Genomic DNA, 13,484 nt, shown 5'->3' on the forward strand with positions numbered 1-13,484 from the left:
CAAAAACGCGCTTTTGCGGTAAGCTAAATGAAAGAATAATTGAATAACCGTAACAGGTGCCCTTCGGGGAGAATAGGGAATGAAGTGAAAATCTTCAGCGGTCCCGCCACTGTAACGGGGAGTTTTACAGATTTGCCACTGGAGATTGGTCCGGGAAGGCCTGTAAAACGGTGATCCGGAGCCAGGAGACCTGCCTGCTTACGTTCTGCTGATAGATCATGGAAAAGTCTTTAGTTTATTTGTTCACGCAAATAAACTGGAGGCTTTTTCTTTTTAATTCAGAAAGGGGAAGAGAAAGATGAATTTATTGCAGCAAACAATGGAGCGTATTCAAGGGTTGGACCAGGAAATGGTGGGAAAAGCGCGGGAGCGTGTGGACAGCCTGATCAAGCCGCCGCACAGTCTCGGCAAGCTGGAAGAGCTCGCTGTGCAATTGGCTGGAATTTCGGGAGAATTGTATCCAGAGTTTGATCGAAAAGCGATTATCGTGATGGCTGCCGACCACGGCGTTTATGAGGAAGGGATTTCTTCCAACCCGCAGGAAGTGACATATGCGCAAACGATGTTCATCGCAAAAGGCATCACCGGAGTCGGAGTTTTGGCGAAAACAGCGGGAGCGGAAGTGGTCACCGTCGACATCGGCGTTAAAGGAGACTTTCCGAATGATGCAGGGGTGATCGGCCGGAAAATCAGGCAAGGCGCAGGCAATATTGCGACAGGGCCGGCGATGACGATAGAAGAAGCGATCCGCTCGCTGGAAACGGGGATTGCCATTGCAGAAGCGGAAATCCAAAAAGGCGCCAATCTGCTGGGGACCGGCGAAATGGGCATCGGCAACACCACGCCAAGCACCGCCATTTTATCGGTGCTTGGAAACATTCCATCTGAAGAGATTACCGGCAAAGGTGCAGGAGTCGGCAGTGGAGGAATCTCGCATAAAGCCCAAGTCATTAAGAAAGCGATTGAAACGAACCGGCCGGATAAAGACAATGCCATCGACGTTTTGGCCAAAGTCGGTGGACTGGAAATCGGCGGCATGGCAGGTGTCATGATCGGAGCGGCAGCAAACCGCGTGCCGGTTGTACTGGATGGGTACATCTCCACCATTGCGGCGCTGATAGCGGTGTCGATCGAACCGAAAGTGAAACATTACCTGATTGCTTCGCATGCAAGCGCTGAACCGGGCGGGAAAAAAGCAAGTGAATTGCTGGGCATCCAGCCGGTGCTGCATATGGAGATGTGTTTAGGTGAAGGGTCGGGCGCCGCTTTAGCATTCCCACTTGTAGATGCGGCCTGCCGGATAATGAAAGAAATGGCCACGTTTTCGGAAGTTGGCCTTAAGATTTGATGAAGAGAGGAGAAAAAGATGTTTACTGAAGAAGAAAAAAGAGGTGTATATAAAGCAATTTACACTAGAAGAGATATTCGCAGCTTTTTGCCGACGCCTGTCCCGGAAGAACTGATCACCACTATTCTGGAGGCTGCACACCATGCGCCGTCCGTAGGATTCATGCAACCCTGGAATTTCATTATCGTATCTTCATCTGAAACAAAAGAAAAGCTGGCCTGGGCCGCAGATAAGGAGCGGCGGGCACTGGCCATTCATTACGAAGGGGAGAAAGAAAACAAGTTTCTCGGATTGAAAGTAGAAGGCATAAAGCAGGCGCCCGTAACGATTTGTGTAACTTGTGATCCGACAAGAGGCGGCTCTCATGTCCTGGGGCGCAATTCCATTCCTGAAACAGACGCCTTATCCACGGCCTGTGCCATCCAAAATATGTGGTTGGCTGCCTGTGCAGAAGGCTTAGCGATGGGCTGGGTAAGCTTCTATAAGAAAAACGACGTCCGGGACATCCTGGACATTCCGCCGCATGTCGATCCGATCGCCCTTCTGTCGCTTGGCTATACGCAAGATTATCCCGACAAACCGATTTTGGAAGCAGCGGGATGGGAAAAAAGGCGTTCGTTAGAAAACCTGGTCTTTGAGGATAAATGGAGTGGGAAACTAAACGCATAAATGAAAAAGAACAGGCAACGCGTATCCAATCGCGTCTCCTGTTCTTTTTTAATTTATACCTGTATTTTTTACTGGTTGACCAAGCCTTTATTGATTTCCGTCAGTGCAGAATTGACTTCGAAAATCTTGGCATGGACCGGTGAAATGCCAAACCCTGCTAAGCGGTTGGTGTGCATATCTACGTATTTTTCAGCGGTTTCTTTTGTTTGGAAAAGATAAATGCCGCCAGCTTCTTTTGTTTCCGGGTTTTCAGTCCAAATCTTCCACAGGAAGCCCTTTTCCTGGTTGATGCTTTTCGCCAGTTCTGTGAATGATTCTGCCATTTCATCTCCGAAAGGGCCATCCATCTTAAAATCTACTTGCAGGATATATGCCATGTCGTTTTCCTCCTTATTTTGTGGCTGGTGTGAAATAGGATTCCCCTAAAATTTCATGGACCCGATAATGGCCAGGGGCGAGTTCTTTTTCAATAAATGCATTTATCTCTGTTGGTTCCACATCGTACATCACTTCAATTTCCTTGGAAAACAGCAATTGTTCTTTTTCCAGTAGCTGAGAAAGTGCAGGTTGCGGTTTGGCTTGCAGGTCTTCCTGATTCAGCACTTGCTTCAAGCCCTCCACATAGGATTCGAACGGCCGGCCGCCGACAAGTTTGACGCCTTTGTTGTCTTCATTGACCATAATGATGGAAGGAAAGCCCCGGGCACCCAAACTTCTGGCCAGTGCAAAATCTTCATTCAATGCCTGCTGTCCGGCTGCTTGTTCCGCCTGCTGCACAATGGTTTGACCATCAAGGCCCATCTGATTGACGATGTCGATCATAACGGAAGCCTCTGAAATGTTTTGGTTGAATGCGAAAAGGGCTTCTCTTGCGCGCCGCAAGTATTCATTCGCCTTGGCTTCGCTATGGACATCCTGAATCACTTTAAAGACGCGGGAAGGAGGATAAGACGACTGGACAGGATTGTCGATCATCAATGATCCGTCAATCGGCATTCTTGAATGGTCGCCGACTTCTCTCCAATGGCCTGCGACGTCGGCTGGCTTATAGATGCCATTTGCAGGATCAATGGGCCCGTCATGCCACTTCTCCAGCAAGCCGCCCATCACCGTCTGGGAGTTGAAATGTTCACCGTACTGTTCTGTGAATCGGCGCAACACCGGTTCGATGGCCCAGCAATGGGAACAGATTGGATCTGTTACATAATAAAGGGTAACTGATTTTTGAGGCTTGCTGAAATCAATGAGTCCGGTTTCCTCTTCTTCTGCAACGCCGCAAATGCCTGTTTCGATATCGCACATCAGATTGTTATTTTTCATTTTTATTTCCTCCTCTTGAATTGGCTATGACTGAGTGTTTTCGGTTAGCTTATTTGCTTTACAATTCGATCTTAAGCCATAATGAAAGCAATCAACACCAATAGTTCCGGTGATTTGTCGCTTATGCAACACATTCCGGAAATTGTCGGAAAAGGAGTGAAAGGCGAATGACGCAAACCAAGACGGACCCACGCGTGATCCGAACCCGTAAATTGATTATGGATTCCTTCATCACGCTTTCAGAAGGAAAAGAGTTTAAGGATATTACGGTAAAAGACATCACAGCCGAAGCCATGATTAACCGGGCGACGTTCTATTACCATTTCGAGGATATATACGATTTATTGGAGAAGGCCTTATCGGAAGTTTTATTGGTGAATCTGGATTCAGACACTTACCGGCACGATGAACTGAACGAAGAAACGTTCGTCAAAATCTTCGAAGCGGTCACCAATTTTCAAACCTCCCTCTCGAACCGGTGCCACCGGGGATACGAAGATACCATCGCCCGGATTATACGGGAGCAGCTCGAAGTCCTGTTCCACAAACTATTGGTGAAGCAAAAGGGAATCGGGCAAGAAGGAGCCCTTAAAACTACGGCGGTCATGCTCAGTTGGGGAATCTACGGGGCATCGGTGGAATGGAAAAGGAACAGCCAAGCCTCTCCGGAAGAATTCATCAAAGCGGCTGTCCCTTATATCGAGCATGGCATTCATTTTAATAAGTAAGGAATGAAAAGTGGGGAGGCGATGGGATGGCAAGCATCCAGGATGTTGCCAGAATAGCAGGCGTTTCTGTTGCTACTGTTTCGCGTGTGTTGAATAACCATCCATATGTAAAAAAGGAAAAAGTGGAAGCAGTGGAAAAGGCCATTGCAGAAACAGGATATATCCAAAATATCAATGCCATCAATTTGAAAAAAGGCAAAACAAACCTGGTGGGTGTGGTGCTGCCCATCGTGGATCATCCGTATTTTTCGCAATTGATCCAAGGGATTTCCCAATCAGCGGCAGATCAGCACTATAAGCTGGTTCTTTACCAGACCGGTTATCATGAAGGCCAGGAAATGGAAGCATTGGAGATGTTGAAGCTTAAGCAAATCGACAGCCTGATCATTTGTTCGAGAAAAGTTTCGCTGGAGACCATCGAGCGCTATCGCCAATACGGCACGATCGTGTTATTCGAAAATGGCGGAACTACGCCGTTGAGTTATACCTTCGTTGATCATTACGCCTGTTTTATGAATGCGTTGGTTTATCTGTATGATAAGGGACATCGGGAAATTGGATTTTCCATCAATCGATCCGATGGCACAAACAGCAGATACCGTGAACAGGCATACCAGGATTTTCTGGAAATGAAGGGTCTGCCTTATCATGAAGAATACACAGTGAAGGATTGCCTGTACCTGGAAGACGGTGAACGCATATTAGAACGGTTTTCACAGCTTCAGCGCCGTCCGACAGCTCTGCTGGCAACGAGTGATCAAGTGGCGGCTGGCATTGTGATTGCCAGTTCCAAATACGGCATCTCCATTCCGGAAGATTTGGCGATCATCGGATTCGATAATCACCCGATCGCCAAAGCGATGGACATCACCACGATCGGCATCCCTTTGAATGCCATCGGTCAGCTTCTGTTCAGCCAGACCTTGTCAAAAGAGGTGTCACACGAAGAAGTTGCCGTCCGCTTGATTGAAAGGCGGACTGTTTGAAGAGCTTTTGTATACGACAAAAAGCAGCGTGATCGTTAATCAGTAAAGGTAAAGAGTCTGGTGCGATCATGCCCCGGAATGGGTTACACTCACAAAAGACCTTTCTACCTGCTGGAAATTAACGAAAGCTGCTTCTTGTTTTCAGCATACGGTATGATATCGTTCTCAGGTCAAGGAGATTCCTGCAATTCTTTTATCAATTGTGGGGACTCATTGAAACCAACAAAACAAGAAGCTGTCCTTTTGTCATTTGTGAATGACAAAAGGACAGCTTTTTTCATTTACGCGTTCTGTTTGTCTTCCACTGTCGTACCTAGATTATGTTCCATGTAATCCTTGCCCCATTCATACATCGAGTCAAGAATAGGGATGAGGGTTCTTCCTTGATCGGTGAGGGAGTATTCCACTTTCGGTGGAACGACCGGATAGATTTCGCGGTGCACAATCAGGTGCTCTTCCAGTTCGCGCAATTGGGTGACAAGCATGCGCTGTGTAATGCCGGGCATGAGGTTCTTCAGTTCGCCGAACCGCTTTGTTCCTTCTTTGCCCAAATGCCACAAAATCAGCATCTTCCACTTGCCGCCGATAATGGAAAGGGTCAGTTCTTTTTCACAATTAAAGCTTTTTTCTCCCAAGTTGGGCATGTTCTTCGCTTCCTTCCTGCATGATGCCTGCATTTGCCGGCTCTAAAATGAATTTGTCGATGGCGTACATTACCCCATCGTCATTGTTCGAACGGGAAATGAAATCCGCTATGTCTTTTACTTCCTGGACAGCATTTCCCATAGCGATGCCGAGGCCCGCTGCCTTCAACAGTTCAGCATCGTTATGGTTGTCGCCGATTCCGATGATTTCTGAGCGGTCGATGCCCAGCTTGTTTGCCAGGAATAACAGTGCACTTCCTTTATTGGCTTCCGGATGGGTCACTTCCAGGTAGTTTTTCTTTGATTTCTCGATATAGGCGGATGCGCCGAACAATACCTGCAACTGCTTTTGCAGCAGAGCCAGTACATCCGGTTCATCGATAAAGAGCAATTTCGTAAATCCTTTTTGGGCCAGCCCCATCAAGTCGGGTTCCACCTTATATGGAACCTGGACGGCTTTCGCATAGGCAATCAGCTTATCCGTTTCTGCAGCGCCGTATAGAATATCGTCCTGGTACACTTGAAGATGGATGTTTTGGTCGCGGGCGATGCCGACCAATTTTTGTGCAATGTCAGAGGAGACGGCGCGTTCATACAGTGCTTCTTCTTCGCCCGCCGTTCGGATCATGGCGCCCTGGTAAGTGATCAGTGGAACATCGATGCCGAGCTGTTCGGCAATCTGTTTGGCGGAGGAATACATTCTCCCCGTCGCGATCGTCACCACGGTTCCAAGGCTGATCGCCTTCCGGATGGCTGTAATGGTGTTTGGTGAAATGGTCAGCTGGTCTGTTAAAAGCGTCCCATCCAAATCAATCGCAATCATTTTATACATAAGTTCTCTCCTTGCCGATTCTTTTTGTAAAACAATTAAAAATGCAGTTCATCAAACAGCAGTACCCTGGCAGGCGAGGCATCCGTGCCGGTCAGCTTCAAGGGCGCCGCCACCATAAAATAGTCACCTTGTTCCACTTCTTTCAAACGCAACCCCTCGATAATGATGATTCCGCCGGCAAACAGCGCTTTATGTGTCGGGTGGCCTTCCTGGCTGCGTTCAATGCCGAGCGCATCGGTCCCGACTCCGCGGATGCCAAGCTCCGACAAGTAGGCTGCCCCGTCTTCGGCAAGGTAGACAAAATCGAAATTGAAGTTTTCCTCAAAAGAGTTTTTCGTTTTCAATAAAATAAAATCGTCCTGCTGAATATCAAATCTTTTCAGGTCCGCTTTTGAAATGCCATTCTCGGCAGCTGTCAAATCCAGCACTTTGCATGGTCCCACAAGCTTGTCCAATGAGATCGACTCGAAGGTCTCTCCGTCCATCATCATATGGCGAGGAGCGTCGATATGGGTCCCGGTATGGACATTCATCTCCAATTGCGTTTCAGTGACTTCGCCGGTCGTCTGCGGATTCATTTTCGGCTGTTTTTCCGGCTTGTCTTTATAGACAGCCATGCCTTCAAAGATTGTGCCTGTCACATCATGCATTTTCATCTGATCAACCCTTTCGTTACTGGTATTTTTTCAGTGGTCTGTTCAGCTTGGCATGCTTTTCAGTCGTCTGTCCAGTGACAATGCTTGAATGAATTCCGGTTCCGCATCAAAGGACAATAAAAACACGCCCGAGCATCTAAATTCCCAGCTCAGGCGTGTTCGTTGTTATTCTAAATTCGCGTGCCTGCCGTACATGGTGCCGGACTTCAACCCTTTTTTGTCCATAAACCGCAGAATCACGGCATCGTAGAACAGAAGGAGCGACTGCTCGAACAGGGAACCCATCGGCTGGATGGATTTTCCGCTGTCACCGTCTGCTTTGGCTTGCGCAGGAATTTCAATGTGAATGTCTCCAAGAAGGCCGATGGTCGAATCGGGATTGGTGGTGATGGCCACTACTGTCGCGCCGATGTCTTTTGCTTTTTTCGTCATCGCTGCAAGGCTCTGGGTTTCACCGGAACCGGAACCGACGATGAATAGATCATCCGGTTCCAAGTTCGGGGTCACTGTCTCTCCTACGACATATGCATCCAGACCGACATGCATCATGCGCATGACGAAAGCTTTCGCCATGAAGCCGGAACGGCCGCCGCCTGCCACAAATACTTTCTTTGCCTGCAGGATGCCGGCCACCAGTTTTTCAGCCTGCTCATCATCAATATGCGCGAGAGTCTGTTGCAGTTCAGCCAGAATTTCTTCTGTAAAGCCTTTGGTGTTCATGTTATGCTGTCACGCTTTCTTTGATCAACTGTTGGATTTTCTCAGCTGCTGCGCCTTTGTCTTCTTTGCCAGTGATGCCGCCGCCGACGATGATCAAGTCGGGTTGTGCTTTGATCACTTCTGGCAATGTTTCCAGTTTGATGCCGCCTGCAATGGCTGTTTGGGTATTTTTCACGACGCTCTTGATGGTGCGCAAATCTGCAAATGAATCTTTGCCTTCTGCCTGCAAATCGTAGCCAGTGTGGACACAGATATAATCAGCTCCAAGCAAATCAAGCTCAGCAGCACGTGTTTGGATGTCTTTAACAGCGATCATATCGATCAGGATTTTCTTGCCTTGTTTTTTCGCTTCTTCAACTGCGCCTTTAATGGATGAATCTTCTGCTTGTGCAAGGATCGTCACGATGTCCGCTCCTGCAGCAACCGCATTCGACACTTCATAAGCTGCAGCGTCCATGATTTTCACATCTGCAAGAACTTCCAGGTTCGGGAAGGCTGTTTTCATTTCCGAAACGGCTTTCAGGCCTTCTTTGTTGATGACCGGTGTTCCGATTTCAACGATGTCGATAAAAGCCTCTACTTCTTTTACTAATTCAAGTGCCTGTGGAATGTCTACCAAGTCTAATGCCAATTGTAATTTCATATATATGAATCTCCTCGATTTTTGATTTTCGGTGCCTGCTCAGTGTAATCCTTGCTGTCAATACTGTGAAGTACGCACTTTAATCGCACATACTGACAAAAAGTATACTGTCACTGTTCAACTGCTCCATTTTAAGACAAGGTTTAAGGCTTGGATGTTTTAAAGGAATATTCGGACATTTTGTTTGAAGCCGAGAGAAATTTATCTTATGATGAAGGGGCATCAATGAGTGAAAGTTCACAGAGCTAAGGCAGCATCACAAATTGAGGAGGAATTTATCCATGACGAAGATTGGTATTATTACAGGAAGCACACGCCCTGGACGCAATAGCATCCAGGTTGCAGAATGGGTCAAAAGCATTGCGGACAAACGCGGAGATGCTGAATACGAAATCGTGGATTTGAAGGACTTTAACTTGCCGATGTATGCAGAGCCGATTTCAGCAGCTTATAGCCAGGATTATCAAACACCTGAAGCGATTCCGTGGTCTCAAAAAATCGCGGAACTCGATGGTTATGTCTTCATTTGCCCTGAATACAATCATGGCGTAACATCAGCTTTGAAAAATGCCATCGATTACCTGTATGTGGAATGGAACAATAAAGCGGCAGGCATTGTCAGCTACGGTTCTTCAGGGGGAGTACGGGCAGCCGAAGCTCTCCGCATTATCATGGCGGAACTGCAAGTGGCTACAGTCAGAGCCCATCCGGCGATGTCCCTGTTCACGGATTTCGTCAATATGAACGAATTCAAACCGGCGGACGTCCACGAAGGTTCGGTCACGACACTGCTCGATCAGGTCAACGCCTGGACGAATGCGTTTGAACCTCTTCGGAACAAATAAAGAGAAACTTCAATCAGTGGGGGTTTTCTTCATCCCCCACTGATCGTTAAAGCGGGATAAATCGATAACGTACCTTTATAGATGAAAGAGCGATCCGAAACATGCGGATCGCTCTTTTTTTGATGAATCAGTAGCCGGTTCCGGTTAGTCGAACTTGTGGCAGGTTGACAAGCAGTTTTTCAAGGAGTATATTCGGATTAATAAATATTCAAATAATCAGATATACTATAAAGGAGAAAAGAAGGTCTTTCATATGGAGAAAAAGTCGATGTTTACTGGAAGATACGCGGGCTATTCATTCCAAAGCTTTAAAAAAGACTTTTTGTCGGGCGTTGTGGTAGGGGTAATCGCGATTCCGTTAGGCATGGCTTTTGCCATCGCTTCCGGAGTGAATCCGGAATACGGGATCTACACCACCATCATTGCTGGAATTTTGATATCGCTGCTCGGCGGATCGAAATTTCAAATCGGCGGACCTACCGGAGCCTTTATCCCGGTGCTGTTTGCCATCGTTATTGCCTACGGTTATGAAAGCCTGCTGCTGGCGGGATTTATGGCCGGCATCATCCTGCTCTTCATGGGGATCTTTAAACTGGGTTCGTTGATCCAATACATTCCCCGGCCGGTCACAATCGGTTTCACCTCGGGGATTGCCGTCATTATTTTCGTCGGGCAGATTGCGAACTTCCTGGGATTGACCGGTGTGGAAAAGCATGAATCCTTTTTGGCAAACACAAGAGAAATCTTCATGCATATCGGCACGATTAACGTCTACAGCGTTATAATTGCCGCTGTCTGCCTTGCCACTATGTTGCTGACGCCCAAATTTATCCCGAAAGTTCCAGGCCCTTTAATCGGTTTATTGGTTTCCACGGTAGCAGCGAGTGTTTTTTTCGCAGGTGAAGTGGCTACAATCGGTTCAACTTTCGGAGAAATCTCAAACTCCCTACCGAAATTCCAGTTTCCAGAGATCACTTTTGAACGGATTCAGCTTCTGATCGGCCCAGCCTTCGTCATTGCCATGCTGGGAGGAATCGAGTCCTTGCTGTCCGCTGTCGTGGCGGATGGCATGACCGGCAGCAAACACAACAGCAACCGGGAACTGGTCGGACAAGGAATCGCGAACATGATCACTCCTTTATTCGGGGGGATCCCAGCTACCGGTGCCATCGCCCGGACAGCCACCAATATTAAAAATGGCGCTGTTTCTCCTTTTTCGGGTGTTATCCATGGCGTGGTTGTTCTGTTGGTTCTGTTGCTTTTTGCGCCTTATGCTTCAGTGATTCCACTGGCCAGTATGGCGCCGGTACTGATGATCGTCGCCTGGAATATGAGTGAAAGGCATACATTCATCGATCTTCTGAAAATGAAAACCGCGGATTCCCTGGTTTTGGCTGCCACTTTTTTATTGACCGTCTTTGTCAGCCTGACCGTCGCTGTCCAAGTCGGTTTATTATTCGCTGTCGTCTTATTCACCAAACAAATGAGCGAGCTGTTGGTCACGGCCAAAGCGTTGCCGGACCCCGACCATAAAGATGAAAAAATGGCGACCCATATGGTGACGGATATCCATGATTGTCCGCAGATTAGCATTTATAATGTGGAAGGGCCTCTCTTTTTCGGTTCTGCCCAAGCTTTCGAACAATCCATTATGAATACAATCAATTACAGACCCAATGTGCTGATGCTCAGAATGGGAAAAGTGCCTTATATGGATACAACCGGGGAATCCTATTTATCGAGCATCATTAAGGATTTTTCAAAACATGGAACGGTTGTAATCACCGGCATAAAACCGCATCCCATTAGTGTAATGAAAAAAACAGGATTGTATGACTATACTGGAGAAGAGCATTTCTTTGGACATACCGGCGAAGCCATCGATTTTTCATTAAACAAGCTCGACAGAAACAAATGTCTGGGCTGCCAACATTTTGCCTTTAAGGAATGTACGGCTCTTTCGGCTGGATTGGAGTTCCGCAAAATAGAAACAGCCGGAGTTGAAGAAAACCTGAAATAGCTATAGAAAGGAAGGGATAGAGTTTGGATATGGAAATGCAGCAGTTCAAATCTGAGTTTTTTAAAGCACTGGCACACCCGCTTCGTATTCGAATTCTGGAGATTTTGGCGGAAGGGGCTAAAAGTGTCAATGAAATCCAACAGCTGGCGGAAAGCGAAGGATCGACCGTCTCCCAACAGCTGACAGTCTTAAGGTCGAAGAACATCGTCACAGGCAGCAAGGAAGGAAACCGGGTCATTTATTCATTACGGGATCCGATGATCATCGAATTGCTGGATGTGGCCAAAAGGATTTTCAACAATCAGCTATCGGAAACCATCACGATATTGGACCGGCTCAATTACACGGACAAAGCAGAATGACCAAAGACAATTGGAAGGCTTTTAGTAAGCCGCCGATAGAAGGAAGTGAGAAAAATGTGCTCACTTCCTTTTTATATGGATTGAGAAACGTAAATGTAGATAGGAAGCTTGTTCGAAGAACAAAAAAGTTAATTCAGCTGAAATGGTTGACGTCCCAAAATACACATGTTATGATTATCTCGAATTAAAGATATATTAATTAAGAGTAAATGAGGTGAAACGCATGAATATGCCAAATCTCAACTTGAAAGCATTGACTGTATTGGTTCGAGCCGCTGACGCTCTTCATGAATTGATCAAAAAGGACGTTGCGCAATACGGATTGAACCCGACTGAATTCTCGGTATTGGAATTGCTTTACCACCGGGGCAGACAGCCGATTCAGCTGATCGGCAAAAAAGTGTTGATTGCCAGCAGCAGCATCACGTATGTCATCGATAAACTGGAAACGAAACAATACGTCGTCCGGCAAGCATGCCCAGAAGACCGGCGCGTGACTTTTGCGGAACTGACCGATCAAGGCCGGCAATTGATGGATGAAATTTTCCCGAAGCATGAACAAGTGATCAATCAGGCATTCGAGGGAATGGAACAGCAGGAAATGGAAGAGATGATTGAGACGGTCAAAAAGATCGGCTACCAGTCACAGCGTGTTTAAATTTTTTTAATCTTATATCTCGAAATCGAGATAATAATACTTATACAAAAGGAGAGATTTACGATGAACGAATTAAAAGGGATTCACCACGTAACCGCCATCACCAGCAGTGCAGAAAAGAACTACGAATTTTTCACCTACGTCCTGGGCATGCGTCTGGTCAAGAAAACTGTGAACCAGGACGATATCCAGACCTATCATTTATTCTTTGCCGATGACAAAGGTTCGGCCGGAACGGATATGACCTTCTTTGATTTCCCGAACATCCCGAAAGGCACTCACGGCACGAATGAAATCTACAAAACGGCTTTCCGCGTACCGACCGACGAAGCATTGGCTTACTGGATTAAACGCTTTGATAAATACGATGTGAAGCATAAAGGCATTCAAGAGGTCTTCGGCAAGAAAACCATTTCATTCGTCGACTTCGATGATCAGCAGTACATGCTGATTTCAGATGAACACAATGAAGGCGTAGCATCCGGAACACCGTGGCAGAACGGTCCGGTTCCACTGGAGTTCGCCATCACGGGACTCGGCCCGATCCATATCCGAATTGCGGAATTCGATTATTTCAAGGAAGTATTGGAAAAAGCCATGCTGATGCGCCAAGTCGCAAAAGAAGGATCCTTCTACTTGTTTGAAGTGGGGGAAGGCGGAAACGGTGCGCAGGTGATTGTTGAGCACAATAAGCTGCTTCCTCAAGGGCAACAAGGTTTCGGTACTGTCCATCATGCCGCATTCCGTGTAGCTGATACCGGCGTCTTGCAGGAATGGATCGACCGCATGCAGCAAATGGGCTTCAGCACATCCGGCTATGTCGACCGTTTCTTCTTTGAATCATTGTATGCACGCGTAGCACAAGGCATCTTATTTGAATGGGCAACTGACGGTCCGGGCTTCATGGGCGACGAACCTTACGAAACCTTAGGAGAAAAATTGTCCTTGCCGCCATTTTTGGAACCGAAACGCGACCAGATCGAGAAATTGGTCCGTCCGATCGATACTGTACGAAGCACGCGCACCATCGAAAAAGAATATCTGTAAAAAGGG

At 47.1% G+C, this 13,484-nt stretch carries 16 protein-coding genes and 1 riboswitch; of the genes, 9 read left to right on the plus strand and 7 right to left on the minus strand.

Annotated features, from left to right (window positions below; translation table 11 throughout):
• The first annotated feature begins 37 nt into the window (after positions 1 to 37).
• Positions 38 to 212, plus strand: a riboswitch (cobalamin riboswitch).
• Positions 213 to 298: 86 nt separating this feature from the next.
• Both cobT and bluB read left to right on the plus strand, forming a co-directional pair.
• Positions 299 to 1,348 carry a nicotinate-nucleotide--dimethylbenzimidazole phosphoribosyltransferase gene (cobT, locus tag QMA01_RS08895; RefSeq protein WP_290183732.1) on the plus strand — a complete coding sequence of 350 codons (1,050 nt, stop codon included), beginning with the start codon at positions 299 to 301 and terminating at the stop codon, positions 1,346 to 1,348.
• Positions 1,349 to 1,366: 18 nt separating this feature from the next.
• Positions 1,367 to 2,017 (plus strand): 5,6-dimethylbenzimidazole synthase, encoded by a 651-nt coding sequence (gene bluB / locus QMA01_RS08900; protein ID WP_191714753.1) that lies wholly within the window; start codon positions 1,367 to 1,369, stop codon positions 2,015 to 2,017.
• 68 nt (positions 2,018 to 2,085) lie between these two features.
• On the opposite strand, the gene QMA01_RS08905 is transcribed toward bluB, so the two are convergent.
• The gene (locus tag QMA01_RS08905) at positions 2,086 to 2,394 is read right to left on the minus strand and encodes a monooxygenase (RefSeq protein WP_290214782.1); all 309 of its coding nucleotides are present in this window, start codon (positions 2,392 to 2,394) and stop codon (positions 2,086 to 2,088) included.
• Positions 2,395 to 2,407: 13 nt separating this feature from the next.
• Complete coding sequence (locus QMA01_RS08910) at positions 2,408 to 3,337, minus strand: DsbA family protein (RefSeq protein WP_290214783.1); 930 nt, start codon at positions 3,335 to 3,337, stop codon at positions 2,408 to 2,410.
• Between the two features lie 167 nt (positions 3,338 to 3,504).
• Here QMA01_RS08910 and QMA01_RS08915 point away from each other — a divergent pair, with 167 nt between their 5' ends.
• Together QMA01_RS08915 and QMA01_RS08920 are read left to right on the plus strand one after the other, a co-directional pair.
• On the plus strand, positions 3,505 to 4,065 hold the full coding sequence (locus QMA01_RS08915; RefSeq protein WP_290183737.1) for a TetR/AcrR family transcriptional regulator: 561 nt from the start codon (positions 3,505 to 3,507) through the stop codon (positions 4,063 to 4,065).
• A 26-nt stretch (positions 4,066 to 4,091) separates the two neighbouring features.
• On the plus strand, positions 4,092 to 5,051 hold the full coding sequence (locus tag QMA01_RS08920) for a LacI family DNA-binding transcriptional regulator (RefSeq protein ID WP_290214784.1): 960 nt from the start codon (positions 4,092 to 4,094) through the stop codon (positions 5,049 to 5,051).
• A 281-nt stretch (positions 5,052 to 5,332) separates the two neighbouring features.
• Here the strand turns inward: QMA01_RS08920 and QMA01_RS08925 are convergent, their stop codons facing one another.
• From QMA01_RS08925 to hxlA, 5 genes are all read right to left on the minus strand, one after another.
• Complete coding sequence (locus QMA01_RS08925; RefSeq protein ID WP_290214785.1) at positions 5,333 to 5,695, minus strand: winged helix-turn-helix transcriptional regulator; 363 nt, start codon at positions 5,693 to 5,695, stop codon at positions 5,333 to 5,335.
• Entirely contained in the window at positions 5,667 to 6,527 is an 861-nt protein-coding gene (locus QMA01_RS08930; protein WP_290214786.1) for a Cof-type HAD-IIB family hydrolase, read from the minus strand. The genes QMA01_RS08925 and QMA01_RS08930 overlap by 29 nt, the downstream gene beginning before the upstream one ends.
• Before the next feature lie 35 nt (positions 6,528 to 6,562).
• Entirely contained in the window at positions 6,563 to 7,183 is a 621-nt protein-coding gene (locus tag QMA01_RS08935) for a cyclase family protein (protein WP_290183741.1), read from the minus strand.
• 165 nt (positions 7,184 to 7,348) lie between these two features.
• The gene (gene hxlB, locus QMA01_RS08940; protein ID WP_290183742.1) at positions 7,349 to 7,903 is read right to left on the minus strand and encodes a 6-phospho-3-hexuloisomerase; all 555 of its coding nucleotides are present in this window, start codon (positions 7,901 to 7,903) and stop codon (positions 7,349 to 7,351) included.
• Between the two features lies 1 nt (position 7,904).
• Positions 7,905 to 8,546, minus strand: coding sequence for a 3-hexulose-6-phosphate synthase (gene hxlA / locus QMA01_RS08945; RefSeq protein WP_290183743.1), 642 nt, complete (start codon positions 8,544 to 8,546; stop codon positions 7,905 to 7,907).
• A 281-nt stretch (positions 8,547 to 8,827) separates the two neighbouring features.
• Here hxlA and QMA01_RS08950 point away from each other — a divergent pair, with 281 nt between their 5' ends.
• From QMA01_RS08950 to QMA01_RS08970, 5 genes are all read left to right on the plus strand, one after another.
• Complete coding sequence (locus tag QMA01_RS08950) at positions 8,828 to 9,391, plus strand: NADPH-dependent FMN reductase (protein WP_290183744.1); 564 nt, start codon at positions 8,828 to 8,830, stop codon at positions 9,389 to 9,391.
• Positions 9,392 to 9,644: 253 nt separating this feature from the next.
• Positions 9,645 to 11,411, plus strand: a complete 1,767-nt coding sequence (locus QMA01_RS08955; RefSeq protein WP_290214787.1) for a SulP family inorganic anion transporter — start codon at positions 9,645 to 9,647, stop codon at positions 11,409 to 11,411.
• Between the two features lie 23 nt (positions 11,412 to 11,434).
• Positions 11,435 to 11,773, plus strand: a complete 339-nt coding sequence (locus QMA01_RS08960; RefSeq protein ID WP_290183746.1) for an ArsR/SmtB family transcription factor — start codon at positions 11,435 to 11,437, stop codon at positions 11,771 to 11,773.
• A 223-nt stretch (positions 11,774 to 11,996) separates the two neighbouring features.
• Positions 11,997 to 12,431, plus strand: coding sequence for a MarR family winged helix-turn-helix transcriptional regulator (locus tag QMA01_RS08965; RefSeq protein ID WP_290183747.1), 435 nt, complete (start codon positions 11,997 to 11,999; stop codon positions 12,429 to 12,431).
• Between the two features lie 63 nt (positions 12,432 to 12,494).
• The gene (locus QMA01_RS08970) at positions 12,495 to 13,478 is read left to right on the plus strand and encodes a ring-cleaving dioxygenase (RefSeq protein WP_290214788.1); all 984 of its coding nucleotides are present in this window, start codon (positions 12,495 to 12,497) and stop codon (positions 13,476 to 13,478) included.
• Positions 13,479 to 13,484: the final 6 nt, after the last annotated feature.

This window comes from Planococcus notacanthi, from assembly GCF_030407825.1.
GTDB classification, from domain to species: domain Bacteria; phylum Bacillota; class Bacilli; order Bacillales_A; family Planococcaceae; genus Planococcus; species Planococcus notacanthi.